Annotated in this window: 20 protein-coding genes; 7 read left to right on the top strand and 13 right to left on the bottom strand. The window is 40.4% G+C overall.

From position 1 onward, the window contains the following. Positions 1 to 8: 8 nt before the first annotated feature. Together trmH and asnC are read right to left on the bottom strand one after the other, a co-directional pair. Complete coding sequence (gene trmH / locus H4J63_RS00255; protein ID WP_076925783.1) at positions 9 to 695, bottom strand: tRNA (guanosine(18)-2'-O)-methyltransferase TrmH; 687 nt, start codon at positions 693 to 695, stop codon at positions 9 to 11. 41 nt (positions 696 to 736) lie between these two features. After that, positions 737 to 1,195, bottom strand: coding sequence for a transcriptional regulator AsnC (asnC, locus tag H4J63_RS00250; protein WP_002958822.1), 459 nt, complete (start codon positions 1,193 to 1,195; stop codon positions 737 to 739). A 197-nt stretch (positions 1,196 to 1,392) separates the two neighbouring features. On the opposite strand from asnC, the gene asnA reads away from it, so the two are divergent. After that, complete coding sequence (gene asnA, locus H4J63_RS00245; protein WP_182193715.1) at positions 1,393 to 2,388, top strand: aspartate--ammonia ligase; 996 nt, start codon at positions 1,393 to 1,395, stop codon at positions 2,386 to 2,388. A gap of 40 nt (positions 2,389 to 2,428) precedes the next feature. On the opposite strand, the gene H4J63_RS00240 is transcribed toward asnA, so the two are convergent. The 5 genes from H4J63_RS00240 to gmk form a co-directional block, all read right to left on the bottom strand. Beyond that, positions 2,429 to 4,036: a DUF342 domain-containing protein gene (locus H4J63_RS00240; protein ID WP_182193713.1), complete on the bottom strand. Its 1,608-nt coding sequence runs from the start codon at positions 4,034 to 4,036 to the stop codon at positions 2,429 to 2,431. Between the two features lie 151 nt (positions 4,037 to 4,187). Beyond that, the gene (locus H4J63_RS00235; protein ID WP_002958826.1) at positions 4,188 to 4,580 is read right to left on the bottom strand and encodes a RidA family protein; all 393 of its coding nucleotides are present in this window, start codon (positions 4,578 to 4,580) and stop codon (positions 4,188 to 4,190) included. Between the two features lie 12 nt (positions 4,581 to 4,592). Further along, entirely contained in the window at positions 4,593 to 6,698 is a 2,106-nt protein-coding gene (gene spoT, locus H4J63_RS00230) for a bifunctional GTP diphosphokinase/guanosine-3',5'-bis pyrophosphate 3'-pyrophosphohydrolase (protein WP_002958827.1), read from the bottom strand. A 122-nt stretch (positions 6,699 to 6,820) separates the two neighbouring features. Continuing rightward, the gene (rpoZ, locus tag H4J63_RS00225) at positions 6,821 to 7,096 is read right to left on the bottom strand and encodes a DNA-directed RNA polymerase subunit omega (RefSeq protein ID WP_002958829.1); all 276 of its coding nucleotides are present in this window, start codon (positions 7,094 to 7,096) and stop codon (positions 6,821 to 6,823) included. A 124-nt stretch (positions 7,097 to 7,220) separates the two neighbouring features. After that, positions 7,221 to 7,841: a guanylate kinase gene (gene gmk / locus H4J63_RS00220; RefSeq protein ID WP_024596677.1), complete on the bottom strand. Its 621-nt coding sequence runs from the start codon at positions 7,839 to 7,841 to the stop codon at positions 7,221 to 7,223. A 239-nt stretch (positions 7,842 to 8,080) separates the two neighbouring features. Here gmk and H4J63_RS00215 point away from each other — a divergent pair, with 239 nt between their 5' ends. Next, positions 8,081 to 9,556: a bifunctional ADP-dependent NAD(P)H-hydrate dehydratase/NAD(P)H-hydrate epimerase gene (locus H4J63_RS00215; RefSeq protein ID WP_024606508.1), complete on the top strand. Its 1,476-nt coding sequence runs from the start codon at positions 8,081 to 8,083 to the stop codon at positions 9,554 to 9,556. Between the two features lie 22 nt (positions 9,557 to 9,578). On the opposite strand, the gene H4J63_RS00210 is transcribed toward H4J63_RS00215, so the two are convergent. The 5 genes from H4J63_RS00210 to H4J63_RS00190 all read right to left on the bottom strand — a co-directional run bounded on the left by H4J63_RS00210 (position 9,579) and on the right by H4J63_RS00190 (position 13,390). Continuing rightward, a complete protein-coding gene (locus H4J63_RS00210; RefSeq protein ID WP_024606507.1) occupies positions 9,579 to 10,010 on the bottom strand; it encodes a VOC family protein in 432 nt (143 codons plus the stop codon). Between the two features lie 200 nt (positions 10,011 to 10,210). After that, positions 10,211 to 10,624 carry a nucleoside diphosphate kinase regulator gene (rnk, locus tag H4J63_RS00205; protein ID WP_024606506.1) on the bottom strand — a complete coding sequence of 138 codons (414 nt, stop codon included), beginning with the start codon at positions 10,622 to 10,624 and terminating at the stop codon, positions 10,211 to 10,213. Between the two features lie 193 nt (positions 10,625 to 10,817). Next, positions 10,818 to 12,467 carry a chaperonin GroEL gene (gene groL / locus H4J63_RS00200; RefSeq protein ID WP_024606505.1) on the bottom strand — a complete coding sequence of 550 codons (1,650 nt, stop codon included), beginning with the start codon at positions 12,465 to 12,467 and terminating at the stop codon, positions 10,818 to 10,820. Between the two features lie 48 nt (positions 12,468 to 12,515). Beyond that, positions 12,516 to 12,803, bottom strand: a complete 288-nt coding sequence (locus tag H4J63_RS00195; RefSeq protein WP_002958836.1) for a co-chaperone GroES — start codon at positions 12,801 to 12,803, stop codon at positions 12,516 to 12,518. A gap of 110 nt (positions 12,804 to 12,913) precedes the next feature. After that, positions 12,914 to 13,390, bottom strand: coding sequence for an FxsA family protein (locus H4J63_RS00190; RefSeq protein WP_002958838.1), 477 nt, complete (start codon positions 13,388 to 13,390; stop codon positions 12,914 to 12,916). Positions 13,391 to 13,568: 178 nt separating this feature from the next. Between H4J63_RS00190 and cutA the strand changes: the two genes are divergently transcribed. The 5 genes from cutA (at position 13,569) to accC (ending at position 18,269) form a co-directional block, all read left to right on the top strand. Beyond that, positions 13,569 to 13,889 (top strand): divalent-cation tolerance protein CutA, encoded by a 321-nt coding sequence (gene cutA / locus H4J63_RS00185; protein ID WP_002958839.1) that lies wholly within the window; start codon positions 13,569 to 13,571, stop codon positions 13,887 to 13,889. Further along, on the top strand, positions 13,889 to 15,718 hold the full coding sequence (locus tag H4J63_RS00180; protein ID WP_024606504.1) for a protein-disulfide reductase DsbD: 1,830 nt from the start codon (positions 13,889 to 13,891) through the stop codon (positions 15,716 to 15,718). Before cutA ends, H4J63_RS00180 begins: the two co-directional genes overlap by 1 nt. Positions 15,719 to 15,946: 228 nt before the next feature. Next, positions 15,947 to 16,399: a type II 3-dehydroquinate dehydratase gene (gene aroQ / locus H4J63_RS00175; protein WP_024606503.1), complete on the top strand. Its 453-nt coding sequence runs from the start codon at positions 15,947 to 15,949 to the stop codon at positions 16,397 to 16,399. 38 nt (positions 16,400 to 16,437) lie between these two features. Further along, positions 16,438 to 16,902: an acetyl-CoA carboxylase biotin carboxyl carrier protein gene (accB, locus tag H4J63_RS00170; protein ID WP_024606502.1), complete on the top strand. Its 465-nt coding sequence runs from the start codon at positions 16,438 to 16,440 to the stop codon at positions 16,900 to 16,902. A gap of 26 nt (positions 16,903 to 16,928) precedes the next feature. Continuing rightward, a complete protein-coding gene (accC, locus tag H4J63_RS00165) occupies positions 16,929 to 18,269 on the top strand; it encodes an acetyl-CoA carboxylase biotin carboxylase subunit (protein WP_002958843.1) in 1,341 nt (446 codons plus the stop codon). A gap of 208 nt (positions 18,270 to 18,477) precedes the next feature. On the opposite strand, the gene H4J63_RS00160 is transcribed toward accC, so the two are convergent. Further along, the gene (locus tag H4J63_RS00160) at positions 18,478 to 19,179 is read right to left on the bottom strand and encodes a FadR/GntR family transcriptional regulator (protein WP_024596672.1); all 702 of its coding nucleotides are present in this window, start codon (positions 19,177 to 19,179) and stop codon (positions 18,478 to 18,480) included. Between the last annotated feature and the right edge of the window lie 21 nt (positions 19,180 to 19,200).

Below are 19,200 nucleotides of genomic sequence, written 5' to 3'. Positions count from 1 at the left end.
TTAGTCCATCAAGTATGTTTTAAAGCTTGCCAAAATTGCTCATCAGCGACGATTTCGCCGTTTTCATCAAGTGCTGGGTAGGGTAATTTTTTTTGTTTACACTGCCTTGCAATAATAGGATGGCAGCCTTCAAAGTAAAGTGGGTGCTTAACTTCGGCGCTCAGCATATCTCTATTATATAAACCAGCCAGCTCTCGTTGGCGCTGTGCTTCAAACAATATTAGCGCAGCAGCAACCGAAACATTTAGCGATTGCACCATGCCTTGCATTGGAATAATAATATTTTGATCGGCATATTCTAGGGCTTTTTCTGATATCCCTGTTTTTTCTTGTCCAACAATAATAGCCGTTGGCTTGGTGTAATCTACTTCTCTAAAATCAACGGCATCTTCTGACAGGTGAGTCGCTAATATCTGTATTTCTGGATTGCGTTCACGCATTGCCACTACAGCATCATCAATATTTCTATGCAGGTGCGTCTCTAGCCAGTTTTTACTGCCACCCGAGGTATTGTTTGTTAGCCATTTTTGTTTTTCAGGCCATACAGCATGTACGTGATGGCAACCAACCGCATCAGCACTTCGTACTATTGCCGATAAGTTATGGTGTTTATGCACGTCTTCTAAGCACACGGTTAAGTCTGTTTGACGGCGCGAAAGTACGTCTTCGATTCTTTGATAGCGAGTTTGCTGCATGGTTATCCTCTTTTTTCGGCAATTATACGAGATTTTTACAGTTAAGGCATTACCGTACGGCTAATTGGGTTTTGTAGAGAAATAAGTGTTTCTGTTGATTGAATGGCCTCTATTGCCTGTATTTTATTAATCAGTACATCTTGTAAGTGATCAATGGATTTTGTCATTACTTTTATAAATATACTGTAGTTACCTGTTGTGTAATAAGCCTCTACCACTTCCTCCAATGCTTCTAGCTTTATAAGCGTTTGCGGGTAATCACGTGCGTTATTTAAATTAATGCCTATAAAGCAACACACATCGTAGCCTAGCTGTTTAGTATTAATCGTTAATTGGGTGCCTGTAATGATCCCTGCCTGCTTCATTTTTTCAATTCTTACGTGAATTGTCCCCGCGCTTACATTAAATCTTTTTGCTAATTCGGCGTATGCAGTACGGGCATTTGCCATTAACGCATGAAGTATCTGTTTATCGAGATTATCGATTAAATAATTTTCCATTATATTTTTCTCATAAAATTATCGAATATCTGGTTTTTATATCACTTAATTAATGCTTTTTATATATTAAAGCTATTTTTGTTGTGGGATGTTGAATTAATCCTTCAAATCGTTACATTAACTTCATTAAGGGCGCTAGTTAGAGCGCTTTTTATCAATTAAGCAAGTAACAATAACTGGGAATGAGGCCAATTATTATGAGTTCACACTATGTGCAGCAACAGCAGCAAATAAGTAAAGTTAAGCAATTTTTTTCACAACAACTAGAAACCCAACTTGGGCTGGTTGAGGTTCAAGCCCCAATTTTGGCTAAGGTTGGCGACGGCACGCAAGATAACTTAAGCGGCCATGAAAACGCAGTTGCTGTAAATGTGAAAGCGATTACAGATAGCCGCTACGAAGTGGTGCATTCACTGGCTAAGTGGAAACGTAAAACACTGGCTACTTATGGCTTTGGTGTTGGTGAGGGTATTTACACTCAAATGAAAGCTTTGCGCCCAGACGAAGATTCATTAAGTCCTATTCATTCTGTATATGTTGATCAGTGGGATTGGGAAAAAGTAATTAGCGAAACGACAGAGCGTTCGCTGGCAACACTAAAGCAAACTGTTCAGTCTATTTATAAAGGGATAAAAGAGACGGAAGCTTTTGTAAGAGAGTCTTATGGTTTGACGCCTTTTTTACCGGATGATATTAAGTTTGTACACAGTGAAGAGCTACGTAAAATGTATCCTGAATTTAGTGCTAAGCAACGCGAAAAAGCCATTGCACAAGAATATGGTGCTGTATTTTTAATTGGTATTGGTGGCGCGCTTGGTGATGGTAAAATCCATGATGTAAGAGCCCCAGATTACGATGATTGGTCTACACCAACATGCGATCAATACATGGGTTTAAATGGCGATATTTTAGTATGGAACCCAGTGCTTGAAGATGCATTTGAAATATCATCAATGGGTATACGTGTAAGCCCTGAAGTTTTAAAAGCACAGTTAAGTACAACTGGAGATGAAGATCGCTTAGAGTTTGATTGGCATAAAGCGCTACTACAAAGTAAATTCCCGCAAACAATTGGCGGTGGAATAGGACAGTCGCGCTTAGCGATGCTATTGCTACAAAAGCAGCATATTGGTCAAGTACAAGTGGGTGTATGGCCGCAGCAAACACATGTTGAGGTAAGTGGTTTACTTTAAAATATGAATTAATTTGAGTGCTCAATAGAGCACTCTGTTCTTAGCTTGTTTTAAACTCTATTTCAATTTTGTTATTCAAAAGTTTAACGTTGCACGGAGGGTAATTACGGATTGTTTTTAGCACTTTATCAAAAATATGAATTTCTACACCTGAATGCAAAACAGAATTTACCGCTAAATTAGCGTCGCTAAGTAAATCGTGCAAGTCGTGATCTAAGTTTGAAAGACGTTTTTCTAATAGCTCTGCTTGCTCACAATAATGTTTTTGAGTAGCGCCAATTTTAGTTATGAGTAGATTCCTCTTTTCTACATCAGCTACTAAACTTGTTTTCTCTAGCGCTGCTTGCAACGTGTCTAGCTGTGCATCTGTTTTAGCTAAGTCTTTAAAGCAATTATCAGTATCTGCTGTTATTTCGGCGCCAGAAGCGGCTAAGTTAATAATCATTTTAGCACCTGACTCATTCCCTATTTCGCCAGCAATGAGGGTCGTTGCATCAAGTATTTCTCCACCAAATATTTTACCCTTAGGTAAGTCTGATTGACCAACTTGCAGTAAGCGTTTAGCTTTCATTACACAATGGCTTGTTTGACGCTCAATAAAAATATTATTTGCTTCTAGATAGCAATACTGTGAGTGAGATACATGAATATCACCCAGCGCAATTAGTTTGCAAGAAAGTGATTTACTATCCACTTTTTGATGGCCAATAATACCTTGTTTAACAGTGAGGTTTCCGCCTGCGGTAAGCTCGCCAGATTCAACCGTGCCAAATATAGTAATATCGCCTTTGGCAGTTACTTTCATCCCTGGGTCTATATTGCGAGTAACAATAACACTGCCTTGAAAGTCAATATGGCCGCTTTTTACATTTACATCTGAAATGGTAAAAATATCGTCGACACGCATGCCATTATTAATTTCAACCGGAACACCAGCAATAGTAGAGACTAGTTCAAGCGGATTCAGCTTTGATATTTCGGTGCCTTCGCCTGCCACTAATTGTTTATTTTCTCCGGGTTTTGCGGGCAGTATGTCACCTATTACGGTGAAGCCTTCTTTACCAGGGGTTGCTGGTTGTTGGCGAATAAGCACAGAGCCTGGCTCTACGCTTGCAAGCTTGCCAAAGTCGCGCATATCCACGCTGCCATCTTCTTTGAGCTTGGGGGTTTTTAAACGGTCTTTTAAAGTCTCTACGGTTGTTATTAGTTTAGTGGCCAAACCATCACTTGGGAGTCTGCCTTTAGCTAATACTCCCTTAACGACAGAACCCGCTGTATGCTCAAACTGTTTTTGCAGTAGCAACTCTAAAAATGCTTGCTTATAGCCACGCACAATTCCTGCTTTAACGAGTTGTTTTTTTGCATCTTCTAAACTTAATAATTTTCCGCCTTGGGCAAGGGTTAGCTCGCCAATGGCCAACATTTTATCGTCGCTAATTGTTACATTTAAAGTGGCATTGTGTTTTGTTGCTACAACCAGAGTGTGTTGTGTGTTTTCGTTTTTAAAAAAATCATTAATAGCGTCATGATCTATTTTGCAGTCGTAAAAAGCTGACTTTTCGAGAGCCTCTAAAATAAATGCAGCGCTGGGAGGAATATGTTCTTTTACATCAAGTAAAACATTTCCATTGTTGGCAAGCTTAAACACGAGTTAATCCTTTTTTACTACTTAAGTTAAGTTTGTTTTTTAAAACACAACTACAGATTGCTAGAAATTTACATTTGAGTCAAGAGGTCACAGAGAACGAAGTGCTAAGAGGGAAAGAAAGGCTATAGAGAGGCTCTATAGCCTGTAATACTTAATTGGTAGAAGGAAGTTCCATTATTCCATCTATTTCAACTTGTGCACCTTTTGGAAGTGCACGAACACCTAATGCAGCTCTCGCTGGGTAAGGTTGCTTAAAGTATTGGCTCATCACTTCATTTACAGTAGCAAAGTTAGATAAATCAGTTAGATAAATATTTATTTTCACTAAATCTTGAATTTGCCCGCCTGCTTCTTCACATACCGCAGTGATATTTTTAAATACCTGATGCGTTTGCTCACTAAAGTCTTCTGAAATCATTTCCATCGTTTCTGGCACTAATGGAATTTGACCAGATAAATAAACAGCGGTACCTACTTTAACTGCTTGGCTGTAAGTGCCAATGGCAGCAGGTGCTTTGTCGGTAGAGATAAATGCTTTATTCATGTGTTTCCTATTTTACTTTTTACGATAGACTTTTTGTACATCAGGCATAACGCGAATGCGGCGCATGATGTTAGCAACGTGGATACGGTTTTTAACGGTAACCCCTAAATCTATCACGTATAAATTACTTTCTTTTTCATCGGTGGTAATTTCTACAATATTGGCTTGGGTTGTAGTAACAACATTGGTTAATTTAGCCAGAGCCCCCTGATGATTAATAATTTCAACTCTCAGAGCTGCAATATATTCTTTCTCTGGGTTGTCGTCCCATTTTACAACTAAGTATTTAGAGCGCTCATTTTCCCAGCCACGGATGTTTTTACATTCTTGGCGGTGAACGGTCAGGCCCTTACCTTGGCTTACATGAGCTGTAATAGCGTCGCCAGGTACAGGTCGGCAACACTTAGAGTAATTAACTAGCATGCCCTCAGTACCAATAATGGTCGCTTTGGCTTGGCTGGTAATATCAGTTAAGTCGTCACTGTCATTTTGTAATAGGCGTTTGGCAATTAACATGCTCATTAGGTTACCAGAGCCAATTTCTACAAGTAATTCAAGGAGCGTTGTTAGTTCGTGCTCCTCAAGTACTCTCGCTATATTTTCATCAGCAATGCTATCTAGTTTGTTTTCACCTAACGCTGAATCAAGTAAGCGGCGCCCTAAAAGCATAGCTTCTTCATGATGCTGGCTTCTAAGGTAATTACGAACGCCCAAACGCGCTTTACCAGTAACAATAAAGTTTAGCCATGTTGCATTAGGGTGGGCACCTGAGCTTGTTATTATCTCTATAGTTTGCCCTGTATCTAAGGGCCTACTTAAAGGGTGCGGCTTGCGATTAACGCGCGCGCCTACACAGGTGTTGCCTACATCTGTATGCACGGCATAGGCAAAATCGACTGCGGTAGCACCCATCGGTAGCTCAACAATACGCCCATCTGGTGTAAATACGTAAATTTCTTCTGGGAATAGCTCAGTTTTTACATTTTCAATAAATTCAAATGATGAACCCGCACTTTGCTGAAGCTCTAATAAGCTCTGCATCCACTGGCGAGCACGTTGCTGCGAAGTATTACCTGCACCATCACCTGCTTTTTTATACATCCAATGCGCCGCTACACCTTTGTCGGCCATATGATCCATATCGTGAGTACGAATTTGAATTTCAACAGGTATACCGTGTGGACCAACTAATGAAGTATGAAGCGATTGGTAACCGTTTGTTTTTGGTACTGCAATATAATCTTTAAAGCGTGTTTCAATAGGTTTATAAAGACTATGAGCTACACCTAATACACGATAACACGTATCCATAGAGTCAACTGCAATTCTAAACGCGTAAATATCCATAACTTCGTTAAATAGCAGTTCTTTATTAAGCATTTTTTTATAAATACTATATAAATGTTTTTCACGGCCAGACACAGTTGCTTTAATGCCTGATTCTTCAAGACGTGCTTCTATTTCATGCTGGATATTAGTAATAACTTCTTTGCGATTACCGCGTGCTTTAGCAACTTCCGATTTAAGTGCGCGATGACGCATAGGATATAACGCTTGAAAACCTAAGTCTTCAAGCTCATTTTTAATATCGTGAATACCTAAACGGTTTGCAATTGGTGCGTAAATTTCTAGTGTTTCACGTGCTATTCTGCGGCGCTTATCTGGGCGCAATGCGCCTAAAGTACGCATATTGTGTGTTCTATCAGCAAGCTTGATTAAAATGACTCGAATATCCTGAGTCATTGCCATAATCATTTTGCGGTAGTTCTCAGCTTGGAATTCTTTTTTATCTTTAAAGCTAAGCTTATCGAGCTTACTCACACCTTCAACTAGCTCTGCAACAGTTTCGCCAAATATCTCGGCTAAATCTTGCTGACTAAAATCAGTATCTTCAATTACATCATGCATTAGCGCGGCCATGAGCGTTTCATGGTCAAGATGCATGCCTGCAAGAATTTGGGTTACTTCTACTGGGTGCGTTATGTAAGGTTCGCCACTCGAGCGAGTTTGTCCTTCATGGGCCTCTCGGGCTACCACGTAAGATTTTTGAACCAGCTCTACATCAGCAGCGGGCAAGTATTCTGAGATTTTCTTTTTAAGACCTTCAAAAAGATACATTCACACTCCAATGTTCTAGTGAAGCAAATTAGGTAAGTTACGAATATACGATGAAAAGAGAGGATTGCCAACGGCTATAGTAGAAATACTGCGCCGTTGGCTAAATCAGACCGGGAGGTCGATTATTGGTTGCCACCAACAATAGCAGCAACAGCAGCTAATTCAGCTGCTTCTTGGTGTTGTTGTTCTTCACGGTCAATTAAGTCCATTGAAGAGCTATCAACTAAACCTAGTTCAATTTCACGTAAAGCAACTACCGTTGGCTTATCGTTTTCAGGGTCTACTAGTGGAGTTTTACCACCAACAGCAATTTGGCGGGCACGACGAGCCGCAACTAAAATTAAGTCAAAACGATTACCAACTGCATCTACTGCATCTTCAACTGTTACGCGGGCCATCACAGCACTCCAAAAATAATTTAAATCAAAGACGTAGTTTACTGCAAGCAGCCACTTTCGCCAATAGCCAGTGTTCAATTTTTATCAGTTTTACTTGTCTAAGCCTGATTTAAATAGACTTAAATTATTTAAGCAGGCTATTTAGTAAAACTTGATGGCGTTCTTCTTGCGCTTTTAGGGTTAAGCGCTGAGCCATTACAATCATTTCTATGTCGCCAAGCGCGCTCTCAAAGTCATCATTAACAATTACATAGTCGTATTCGTTATAATGTGATGTTTCAGATTGTGCTTTTGCCATACGAGAGGCAATAACCTCAGCCGAATCTTGGCCACGATTATTTAAGCGTTGCTCTAACTCTTCTTTTGAAGGAGGTAGTATAAAAATAGTTTTTACGCTTGGCATTATTTCGCGCACTTGTTGCGCGCCTTGCCAATCAATATCTAAAAACACATCAATACCCGCATCAAGTTGCGACTCAATAGCCTGCTTTGATGTGCCGTAGTAATTGTCAAACACTTGGGCCCATTCAAAAAAGTCATCTTTGGCAATAAGCGCTTTAAACTCATCTGTAGATGCAAAGTGATAATGCACACCATTTTCTTCGCCTGGGCGAGGGGCGCGAGTTGTATGTGATACAGATACTTTCATATCAGCGTGTTTTTTTAATAACGCATTGATTAAGCTTGATTTACCAGCACCTGAAGGGGCTGATAAAATAAATAAGTTACCGCGAGTTTGTGCCATGCTTTTCTCTACCTAAAAATAAACAGGCTTGGATTACAAGTAAACCAAGCCTTTAATTAACTGCATTGTACTTTAATTAGCTCACCTTGCTCAAGTTAGACGTGCTCAAGTGAGCCATGCCCAAATTGAAGTGGGAGTGTTAGACTTTAAATAAAATTGCAATTTAAAATTGCCAACAGAACTAGCCGCTAGATATAAGTATTTGATAAGGTGAAGTATCACCTATTAAAGGAGCCTTTATGCTTAATAAAACCTTATTTACCGCACAACAAGTAAGAGATAATGAAGCTTTAGCGGCTAAAAATAGTCATTGCGATTTATTTACCCTAATGCAGCGAGCAGGCGAGGCTGTATATAAGCAATGGCAGTTATTTGATGTACAGCATACATTAGTCATTGTTGGCCATGGTAACAACGCTGGAGACGGTTACGTTGTAGCTAGGCTTATTATGCAAGCAGGTAAAAAGGTAACAGTATGCGCTGCTGAACCTGATAAAGCATTAAACGGTGATGCTGCAAAAGCGCAGCAGCTATGGATAGAAGCGGGTGGGGTGGTTTCTCATTTTACAAAAGATGCTCTTAATGAGTGCGATATCGTTATTGATGCGCTCCTTGGTACTGGGCTTAATAGCGCCGTGCGCGATAATTTTGCGAATATAATTAACGCTGTAAATAACAGTGGTAAGCCCGTAATAAGCATTGATATTCCATCAGGCATTGAAGCAAATACAGGACAGCCTTTAGGGTGCGCAGTACAAGCTACTTCAACCGTTACTTTTGTAGGTATAAAGCAAGGGCTCACAACGACGGCAGGTAAACAACATAGCGGTAAGTTAGTTTTTGATGATTTAGCAATTGGTGATGCGTTTACTTGTATAGCTCAGTCATCAGGAACCTTGATAAATATTAATAGCTTTAAAGGAATAGCCACGCGGGCAATCAATAGTCACAAAGGCAGCCATGGCAAGCTTTTATGTGTTGGTGGTAATCAAGGTACTGCAGGTGCAATTAGGTTAAGTAGTGAAGCAGCTCTTAGAACGGGTGCTGGCATGGTAAGGGTGTATACACACGAAAGCTCAATAACACCTATTAGTATTGGCAGACCAGAGCTTATGGTAAGCAGTAATAACCTACATCAAGCGCTAGAGTGGGCAAGCTGTGTTGTTATTGGCCCAGGGCTTGGGCAAGACGAGTGGGCACAACAAACATTCGATGAAGTAATGCAATATTGCCAAAACAATAAAATGCCATTGGTTATAGATGCAGACGCCCTTAATTTACTCGCTAAGCAAGCCTCATCGTATATGTTAGAGCAATGCGTACTTACGCCACATCCAGGCGAAGCTTCGCGACTGCTAAGTGTTAGTACCAGCGACATAGAATCAGACCGCTTTAATTATGCCCGCCTTTGCGCCAAGCGCTATAACGCGACTTGTGTATTAAAAGGCGCTGGAACATTAATAGATAATGCCCAGCACACGTGGGTATGTGAAGATGGCAACCCAGCACTGGCAGTTGGCGGCAGTGGCGACGTACTCACTGGTATTATTGGGGCATTACTTGCTCAAGGTTTAACTATTGATGAAGCAGCACGTTATGGTGTAACACTGCACGCTAAAGCTGGTGATACCGCAAGTGAGCAAGATGGGCAAAGAGGAATGCTACCCAGTGATTTATTCGCAATTGTAAGAGAGTTAGTTAATAAAGTGACGTGAGTTTAAGCGTCACTTTACATAACTAATTATTAAGCTGCAGTAAATCCCATTTTGTACCATATAGGTCTTCAAAAACCACTACGGTGCCATAGGGTTCTACTCTAGGCTCTTCGTTAAATGTAACACCTTTAGAAAGCATTAAATTATAATCTCGCCAGAAATCATTAGTATGCAAAAATAAAAACACGCGACCACCCGTTTGATTACCAATAGCGCTAATTTGTTTGGGCGTTGTGGCTTTAGCAAGCAGTAGATTAGTCCTGCTCGAATTAGCTCTGTTTGAACAAGCCCCGTTTGAATTTGGAGGTGAAATTAATACCCAGCGTTTACCATCTCCTAAATCAGTATCCTCGACTAACTCAAAGTTGAGCTTTTGAGTATAAAACTCAATGGCATCGTCGTAGTCCTTAACAACTAATGCAATGCCGCTTATATGCTGTTGAACGTTAGTCATGTTTGGTTTACTCCGTACTATTAAATAAATGTACTTTTTATCATATTTAGTAAACGATCAAGTAGGGTATATGCTCGCAGTATGTAGCTTATTTATAGGTATAAATTAAACAGTAACAATCTGGTTTATAATAAAAAGCAAAACCCAGCCGAGGCTGGGTTTACTTTAAGTCGAGTTTTAGCGTTAAATGCATAAAATGTTTATCTGTGTAATTCGCCAGTACGTTCTGGTTGATAGGTTACTTCTTTTATTTTTACCTTTATTAAGCCGCCACTCGGTTTAGGCCACTCAATTTCATCGCCTTGGTTTAGCCCAAGTAATGCGCTACCAACGGGGGATAATATCGATATTTTATCGCCGCTAGAGTCACTGTTTTTTGGGTACACTAAGGTTAACGTAAATTCTTCTTTAGAAGACTCAACAATAAAGTTTACAGTTGAGTTCATTGTTACAACTGACGATGGCATATCTTTAGGTTCGACTATTGCCGCTCGTGCCAGTTCAGCTTCCAATTCTTCTTTATTAGCAAAGCTACCTGCAGGCAATGATTCCATTAAGTCATACAATCTATCTGCATCGAGTGATGAGATGATTAGTTCAGGTTTTTTATTCATCTTAATATCCTTAATAATTTTTAATAAATAAAATTAACTCTGAGTATGGCTTGGCATGCATTTAAGAAGCAAAGGGATACGCGAAGTCATTTTATTAATTAGCCACACCTGTGGCTTTTACTTTATTTGTGCCCAATAGCTAAAAACCCAGCCGAAGCTGGGTTTTTATTTGAGCTAGGTGTTTAGGGGATGATTACATCATGCCGCCCATACCACCCATTCCACCCATGCCGCCCATATCAGGTGCACCAGCAGATTCGTCTTTAGGGATTTCAGCTACCATTGCTTCAGTAGTGATCATTAGACCCGCAATAGACCCTGCAAACTGTAGCGCAGAGCGTGTTACTTTAGTAGGATCTAGGATACCCATTTCAATCATGTCGTTGTATTCGCCAGTTGCTGCGTTGTAACCGTAGTTACCATCGCCGCCTTTAACTGCGTTAATTACAACTGATGCTTCGTCGCCTGCGTTAGTTACGATTTGACGAAGTGGTGCTTCCATCGCACGAAGTGCAACTTTAATACCGTGGTTTTGATCTTCGTTGTCGCCAACTAAATCAACTAGCTTGCTAGCAGCACGTACAAGTGCAACACCGCCGCCAGGTACTACGCCTTCTTCAACCGCTGCACGAGTTGCATTTAATGCATCTTCAACGCGGTCTTTTTTCTCTTTCATTTCGATTTCAGTAGCAGCACCTACTTTGATTACTGCAACACCGCCAGCTAATTTAGCCATGCGCTCTTGAAGTTTTTCTTTATCGTAGTCAGATGTAGCTTCTTCAATTTGTGCTTTAATTTGAGAAACACGACCAGTAATACTCGCTTCTTCGCCAGCACCGTCAATGATAGTTGTATCATCTTTAGTGATAATTACGCGTTTAGCTGTACCTAGGTCTTCAACTGTTGCTTTTTCAAGCTCTAAGCCGATTTCTTCAGAAATAACAGTACCGCCAGTTAATACAGCGATATCTTGTAGCATTGCTTTACGACGATCGCCAAAGCCAGGTGCTTTAACAGCTGATACTTTAACAATACCGCGCATGTTATTAACTACTAATGTAGCTAGTGCTTCGCCTTCAAGGTCTTCTGCAATGATTAGTAGTGGTTTACTTGCTTTAGCAACCGCTTCTAATGTTGGTAATAATTCACGGATGTTAGATATTTTTTTATCTACAAGTAGAATAAATGGGTTATCTAGCTCAACAGTGCCTTTTTCTGGGCTGTTGATAAAGTAAGGAGATAAGTAACCACGGTCAAACTGCATGCCTTCAACAACATCTAGTTCGTTTTCAAGTGATTGACCTTCTTCTACAGTAATAACACCACTGTTGCGGCCTACTTTTTCCATTGCTTGAGCAATGATATTACCAATCTCTTGATCAGAGTTAGCAGAAATAGTACCTACTTGTGCAATTGCTTTAGTATCAGAACAAGGAACAGATAACGCTTTAAGCTCTGCAACAGCAGCAATAACTGCTTTGTCGATGCCGCGCTTAAGATCCATTGGATTCATGCCTGCTGCAACAGCTTTAAGGCCTTCATTAACAATAGACTGTGCAAGTACTGTAGCGGTAGTTGTACCATCGCCGGCTGCATCATTTGCTTTAGATGCAACTTCTTTAACCATTTGTGCGCCCATGTTTTCAAACTTGTCTTCAAGTTCGATTTCTTTTGCTACAGATACACCATCTTTAGTGATAACTGGAGAGCCAAATGATTTGTCTAGTACAACGTTACGGCCTTTAGGACCTAATGTAACTTTTACTGCGTTTGCCAGGATGTTTACGCCAGTTAGCATTTTAGCGCGTGCGTCACCTGCAAAAAGTACTTCTTTTGCTGCCATGTTTTAAATTCCTCTAAATTCTTAAATGTTTATAAACGAAAAGTAGGTTTAGCCTACAATGCCTAAAATATTATCTTCACGCATGATCAGGTACTCTTGACCTTCGATCTTTTCAACTTTTTCAACATATGAGCCAAATAACACAGTGTCACCGGCTTTAACTTCTAACGCTCTCACGTCACCGTTATCTAAAACGCGACCATTACCTACGGCTACAACTTCTCCGCGAGTTGATTTTTCAGCTGCAGAGCCAGTTAATACAATACCGCCAGCAGATTTTGTTTCTTCTTCTAGACGTTTAACGATTACGCGATCTTGTAAAGGACGAATGTTCATGTTTTTTAGTTCTCCTAACAGTTTCTGAACAGTACAGAAAAAAGCTTTTCTAATTTGCATTCATTAATGGGGGTAGAGTGTAAAATTCCAAGAGAAAAAATGATAAATTTTTAATCTTTTCGCTCATATTCGCCATCAATAGTCGTTGGTCGTTCCATTTGCCCTTGCTCTCGTTCAGCATGTTGCTGCCCAGCAAACGGCGATGGCCCTTGTTGCCTACCTGCGCTCATTCTAACAGTTGCTTGGCTAGCAAGACCTGCGGCCAGTTTGTTACGAATTGCAGGCGTTAATAATAGTAACCCAAACACGTCGGTCATAATGCCAGGGGTAAGTAATAATACCCCTGCAATTACAACGCATATTCCGGTAAATAATTCTTTGGCTGGCATTTGCCCTTGCGCCATTTGCGCTTGTACGTTTTGCAGCGCACCCATACCTTGTGTTTTAACCATTTTGGCACCTAAAATCGCGGTAATAACAACAAGTGCAATTGTTGCAAATCCGCCAATCACATCGCTTACTTGAATCAGCAAAGCGATTTCGATAATAGGGATGATGATAAACAACACAAATAAAAATCTAAACATAGCGCTCTCTAAATAATGACACTCAAAAGAGTTGATGAAATATAAATGAGGGTGACTAGGTCTCTTTTCAAGGTTAGGGCATAGGTATAGTCATTTTACTGATATTTAAGCGTCTACACATTGTATCGGCTATCAGATACTATGAAGCTAGACACTGTCCAATAAGAATAGGTTCATAATGACTACGCATTTTAAAATGATTTTTACGACTTGCAAAGACGAAGCAGAAGCACGCAGCCTAGCAAGGGCGTTGGTAGAAAAAAAGCTAGCAGCTTGTGTAAATATTTTACCTAACATGGGCTCTATTTATATGTGGGAGGGCGAAGTAGCAGAAGCAACTGAAGCCAAGCTACTTATAAAAACAAAAGCAGATAAAATGAACGATGTGTTTTTAACAATAAAAGAGCTACATAGCTACGAAGTGCCGGAGATTCAGGTTGTAGAAGTTTCAACCGGTAATTTGGCGTATTTTAATTGGATGGACGAGGTACTGAATTAATGCGTTTTTTCTTTTTATTGTTGGTTACATTATTAACTGTACCCGTAAAGGCTGCGACTAATAATGTGCTTGGTGATCTACTTGGGCCTCCGCAACAGACTTTTTTACCTGTAGACCAAGCGTTTGTTTTTGATTTTGACCAGCAAGGCAGTACCTTGTTTGTAGGTTGGGATATAGCGCCAGACTATTATTTATATAAAAAGAAAATAGAAATTATCGCCAAAGGTGCAAACATTCAAGTAGGCGATTCTGGCCGTGGCGAAATTATTGAAGATGAATTTTTTGGTAAAACAGAGGTTTTTTTTAATTCCGCGAGTGTTATTAGTAAGCTAAGTAATGTAACCGAAGGCGCTGTGGTTAAAGTTCGTTACCAAGGCTGTGCAAAAGCAGGGCTTTGCTATCCACCAGAAGTAATCAGCATCCCACTTAGTGTTATTAGTGGTGCACAGGTTAAAAATGTAGACCAAAATAACACTACAGATGAAGCAGCAACTGCGCAAAGCACATTTGCAGCACTCAACGAGCCAGCTACTGAACCTACAACAAATTCGGATGATACCGAAAAAGAACTTACTTTTACTGAACAGTTAGCAAGTCAGGGCTTAATAACTAATTTACTTATATTTTTTGTTGTTGGTGTAGGCCTTGCTTTTACGCCTTGCGTATTTCCAATGTTTCCTATTTTGTCGAGCTTAATTGCGGGTCAGCAAAACCTTTCAACTAAAAAAGCGTTTGCGTTGTCGTTTGTATATATACAAGGCATGGCAGTTACCTATGCAGCGCTTGGTTTAGTTGTTGCGGCGCTTGGTGGGCAAGTGCAGGGGTATTTACAGCATCCATTTGTATTAGTTAGCTTTAGTTTACTATTTGTATTATTGGCTATGTCGATGTTTGGTTGGTACGAAATAAAACTGCCAAGCAGTATGATGAGCAAGCTAACTCAAGTAAGTAACAATCAAAAAGGCGGCAACTACGTTGGCGTATTTTTAATGGGCGTACTGTCGGGGCTAATTGCATCACCGTGTACTACAGCGCCACTGTCGGCGGCGCTCTTATTTGTTGCGCAAAGTGGTGATTACTTAGTAGGTGGTTTAACACTATACGTGCTTAGTTTAGGTATGGGGTTACCACTTTTATTACTTGGTACATCTGGCGGTAAATTGCTGCCTAAAGCAGGTGGTTGGATGGAGCAAGTTAAAACCTTGTTTGGTTTTGTGATGCTCGTTGTGCCGCTTATATTACTTGAGCGACTAGTAAGCGCCGACATTATATTATTAATGGCAGGTGTGCTTGCATTAGCAACGGCACTTTACCTACATCACTGGCAAAGTAGCCAAACACAAAGCAAGTTAAAAACTGCATTATGGTTTGCTGCAACGCTATTAGTTATGACAGGGTTTACGTTAACTAAAAACTACTTTTGGCCAGTACAAGCTGTGCAAGTTAGCTCACAAAGTAATGAGTTTAAAAAGGTGGCGGATTTAGCTGAGCTAAAAGAAGCCGTAGCGCAAGCGAGTAATGAAGGTCGAATGGTTATGGTCGACTTATATGCTGACTGGTGTGTGGCGTGTAAAGAGTTTGAGCATTACACGTTTCCAGATGCCAAAGTGCAAAGTGAATTTAGCCATTATCAGCTAATTCAAGTTGATTTAACAAACAGTGACAATAAAACAATTGAGTTAATGGAAGAGTACACCGTGTTTGGTTTACCTAGTATTTTGTTTTTTAACACCCAAGGTAAAGAGCTAACTACACAACGTGTAACCGGCTTTTTAAACGCAGAAGATTTTGCTAAACACCTTGCTACAGTGCGCGCCAGCGCACAATAATAGTGCAATAGAGCCACTTGGATATACCAAGTGGCTTACGACTCCCTCCTAGTTATTCGTTCCCAAAACAGAGATTGGACCAGTATTTTGCTGCTATTTACATCGAAATCACTATAATAGTTGGTTAACGTGAGAATTTGTTGCTACATTACTTTTTTCTGCTTACTTAAAAGCGGAAAACTACTTAGCAACCGCTTAACTCATTACTTATAGGATATATCGCGTATTATGGCTACAAAATTTAACCTTTTAGTTATAAATGGTCCAAATTTGAACATGCTTGGCAAACGTGAACCGGATAAATACGGTTTTCAAACGCTAAGTGAAATTATGAGCGAACTAACCAGTGCCGCTGATAGTCTAGATGTTGAGTTAGCACATTTTCAAAGTAATAGTGAGCAAGCCCTCATTGAGCGAATACACAGTGCTTGGCAAGCGGTTGATTACATAATAATTAACCCTGCTGCATTTACGCATACAAGCGTTGCATTACGTGATGCATTGCTAAGTGTTGATATTCCGTTTTTTGAAGTGCACTTAAGTAATGTGCACGCACGTGAAGCCTTTCGTCATCATTCGTATTTTTCTGATGTGGCACAAGGCGTGATATGTGGATTAGGTGCAATGGGTTACCACGCAGCATTAAATGCCGCTGTGAGCCGGTTGAAAAACTCGATTTAATTTTAAATTAACACACAAACAAACAGGCGGGTCGTGTAATGGATATTCGCAAGATAAAGAAGCTTATCGAATTAGTAGAAGAATCAGGTATTGCTGAGCTAGAAATCACTGAAGGTGAAGAATCAGTACGTATTAACCGTAACAACATGAGCGCAGGCCCCGGTTACCCGCAATTTGCTCCACAGCAATATGCACCAGCGCCAGCAGCCCCTGCTCCAGTTGCAGCAGCTCCTGTAGCAGTTGAAGCATCAGCTCCAGCAGAACCTACTGGCCATCAAGTTAAATCACCAATGGTTGGATCTTTCTATGCAGCAGCGTCTCCTGAAGCTCCAGCGTATGTAGAAGTTGGTCAGCAAGTTAAAGTTGGCGATACGCTTTGTATTATCGAAGCTATGAAAATGATGAACCAAATTGAGTCAGATAAAGCCGGTACAGTAAGAGCTATCTTAGCTGAAAATGGCGAGCCAATAGAATTTGATCAACCTCTATTCATCATTGAATAATAGCGTAACCTAAAAGGCCAACTCTAATGTTAGATAAAGTAGTCATTGCAAACCGAGGTGAAATTGCACTTCGTATATTGCGCGCCTGCAAAGAGCTTGGGATCAAAACGGTTGCTGTGCATTCAACGGCGGATCGCGATCTTAAGCATGTATTGCTTGCAGATGAAACCATCTGTATTGGTAGACCATCAGCAACTGAAAGTTATTTAGATATCCCGCGCATTATTGCTGCGGCTGAAATAACTGACGCTGTAGCGATTCATCCAGGTTACGGTTTCCTTGCAGAAAACGCTGATTTTGCCGACCAAGTTGAGCAAAGTGGTTTTGTATTTATTGGTCCAAAAGGTGACACTATTCGCCTTATGGGTGATAAAGTTTCTGCTATTTCAGCAATGCGTAAAGCAGGCGTTCCATGTGTACCAGGGTCTGATGGTCCGGTATCTGATGATAAAGAACGTAACATGCAAATCGCTAAACGAATCGGTTACCCGGTAATCATCAAAGCCGCTGGTGGCGGTGGTGGTCGTGGTATGCGTGTTGTTCGTAGCGAATCTGAACTTATTGATTCAATTGCATTAACACAGCAAGAAGCTAAGCAGTTCTTTGGTAATAGCATGGTTTACATGGAGAAATTCCTTGAAAACCCACGCCATATCGAAGTTCAAGTATTAGCAGATGGCCAAGGTAATGCAGTACATTTAGGTGAACGTGATTGTTCTATGCAACGTCGTCACCAAAAAGTAGTTGAAGAAGCACCAGCGCCAGGTATTACTGCAGAAACACGTAAATTTATTGGTGAACGCTGTACACGTGCATGTATCGAAATCGGTTACCGCGGTGCAGGTACGTTTGAGTTTTTATACGAAAACGGCGAGTTTTACTTCATCGAAATGAATACACGTATTCAGGTTGAACACCCTGTAACTGAAATGGTTACTGGTATTGATTTAATCAAAGAGCAGTTAAAAATTGCTGCGGGTCAACCATTATCATTCACGCAAGACGACGTTGTTATTCGTGGTCATGCTATTGAGTGTCGTATTAATGCTGAAGACCCTGAAACGTTTATCCCTTCACCGGGTAAAATTACACGTTTTCATCCTGCTGGTGGCTTAGGTATTCGTTGGGACAGCCATATTTACGCTGACTATACGGTTCCACCACATTATGATTCAATGATAGGTAAGTTAATCACTTACGGTGAAAACCGTGACGTAGCTATTGCCCGCGCGCGCAATGCACTTAACGAGCTAGTAATTGACGGAATTAAAACTAATACTCCTTTGCATAAGAGAATTCTTGCAGATGAAAACTTCCAAAATGGTGGTACTAACATCCACTATCTTGAGAAGAAATTAGGATTGTAATTCTAGCCTGTAAAAAGGCGTTTTATCTTAGTTAATAACCCGAGTTATTAAGCTGATTTAAATAATTAAAAATCCGATATCAGGAGACTGATATCGGATTTTTTAATGCCTGTAATTTAAGTTTTATAAGCAATAAAAAAGTCCATAAAATATACTACAAAGAGTAAATTCGATGGACTCAATATTTATATAATATGTTGAACTAACATTACACTAATTTAGATTCAATTAACTGTAGTGCTTCTTCTAAAATTGTTTCTACTGCTTTTTTAGCGCGCTCAGGATCGCGTGACTTTATAGTCTCTAAAATATCAGCGTGCTTAGCAACATCTGCGCCCGGTACACCTTTAATGTGGTTTGTATAACGAATACTTACTCTAAGAGCTGTACTAATAAACTCAGTTAACTGCACAAAAAAGCGATTGTTACTGGCCACTAATATGCTGGTATGAAAAGCAATGTCGGCTTCTAATGGGTCGTCTAAGCCTTCGTCTGCTTCAGCCATACGGGCTAAGGCACTATCTATATCGGCAAGTTGTTCAGCAGTTGCATTTAGTGCTGCAAGAGCGGCCGCTTGTGGTTCAAGGGCTACGCGTACTTGAGTAAACTCTTTTAATAATGACAGTGACGGTTTGCTGCTTAAAATCCAACGTAGTACGTCGGTATCAAACATGTTCCAGCTACTTTCAGGTAATACACGAATACCTTGCTTAGGACGCGATGAAATTAACCCTTTAGCAGAAAGCATTTTTACCGCTTCGCGGGTAGCGCTGCGACTTACATCATACTTTATACATAAATCGGCTTCAGAAGGCAGGCCTTCGCTTACAGGGTAAACACCACGCACAATAGCAAAACCCAAATCGTGGGTTAATTGTTGTGTTAAATTTTGACGGGGTTGGCTTTTCATTGCGCAGGATTCCGAGTTGAT

This window comes from Pseudoalteromonas sp. 5Ae-yellow, assembly GCF_014077565.1.
Lineage (GTDB): Bacteria > Pseudomonadota > Gammaproteobacteria > Enterobacterales > Alteromonadaceae > Pseudoalteromonas.
This window is presented reverse-complemented; position numbering and strand designations above follow the sequence as displayed.

Coding starts and splice junctions, on each gene's coding strand:
- H4J63_RS00195 (WP_002958836.1), bottom strand. CDS start 12,803: ATGAACATTCGTCCTTTACAAGATCGCGTAATCGTTAAACGTCTAGAA.
- accB (WP_024606502.1), top strand. CDS start 16,438: ATGGATATTCGCAAGATAAAGAAGCTTATCGAATTAGTAGAAGAATCA.
- H4J63_RS00215 (WP_024606508.1), top strand. CDS start 8,081: ATGCTTAATAAAACCTTATTTACCGCACAACAAGTAAGAGATAATGAA.
- trmH (WP_076925783.1), bottom strand. CDS start 695: ATGCAGCAAACTCGCTATCAAAGAATCGAAGACGTACTTTCGCGCCGT.
- spoT (WP_002958827.1), bottom strand. CDS start 6,698: ATGTATCTTTTTGAAGGTCTTAAAAAGAAAATCTCAGAATACTTGCCC.
- asnA (WP_182193715.1), top strand. CDS start 1,393: ATGAGTTCACACTATGTGCAGCAACAGCAGCAAATAAGTAAAGTTAAG.
- H4J63_RS00160 (WP_024596672.1), bottom strand. CDS start 19,179: ATGAAAAGCCAACCCCGTCAAAATTTAACACAACAATTAACCCACGAT.
- rpoZ (WP_002958829.1), bottom strand. CDS start 7,096: ATGGCCCGCGTAACAGTTGAAGATGCAGTAGATGCAGTTGGTAATCGT.
- rnk (WP_024606506.1), bottom strand. CDS start 10,624: ATGAATAAAAAACCTGAACTAATCATCTCATCACTCGATGCAGATAGA.
- H4J63_RS00190 (WP_002958838.1), bottom strand. CDS start 13,390: ATGTTTAGATTTTTATTTGTGTTGTTTATCATCATCCCTATTATCGAA.
- cutA (WP_002958839.1), top strand. CDS start 13,569: ATGACTACGCATTTTAAAATGATTTTTACGACTTGCAAAGACGAAGCA.
- accC (WP_002958843.1), top strand. CDS start 16,929: ATGTTAGATAAAGTAGTCATTGCAAACCGAGGTGAAATTGCACTTCGT.
- H4J63_RS00235 (WP_002958826.1), bottom strand. CDS start 4,580: ATGAATAAAGCATTTATCTCTACCGACAAAGCACCTGCTGCCATTGGC.
- asnC (WP_002958822.1), bottom strand. CDS start 1,195: ATGGAAAATTATTTAATCGATAATCTCGATAAACAGATACTTCATGCG.
- H4J63_RS00180 (WP_024606504.1), top strand. CDS start 13,889: ATGCGTTTTTTCTTTTTATTGTTGGTTACATTATTAACTGTACCCGTA.
- H4J63_RS00210 (WP_024606507.1), bottom strand. CDS start 10,010: ATGACTAACGTTCAACAGCATATAAGCGGCATTGCATTAGTTGTTAAG.
- groL (WP_024606505.1), bottom strand. CDS start 12,467: ATGGCAGCAAAAGAAGTACTTTTTGCAGGTGACGCACGCGCTAAAATG.
- aroQ (WP_024606503.1), top strand. CDS start 15,947: ATGGCTACAAAATTTAACCTTTTAGTTATAAATGGTCCAAATTTGAAC.
- gmk (WP_024596677.1), bottom strand. CDS start 7,841: ATGGCACAAACTCGCGGTAACTTATTTATTTTATCAGCCCCTTCAGGT.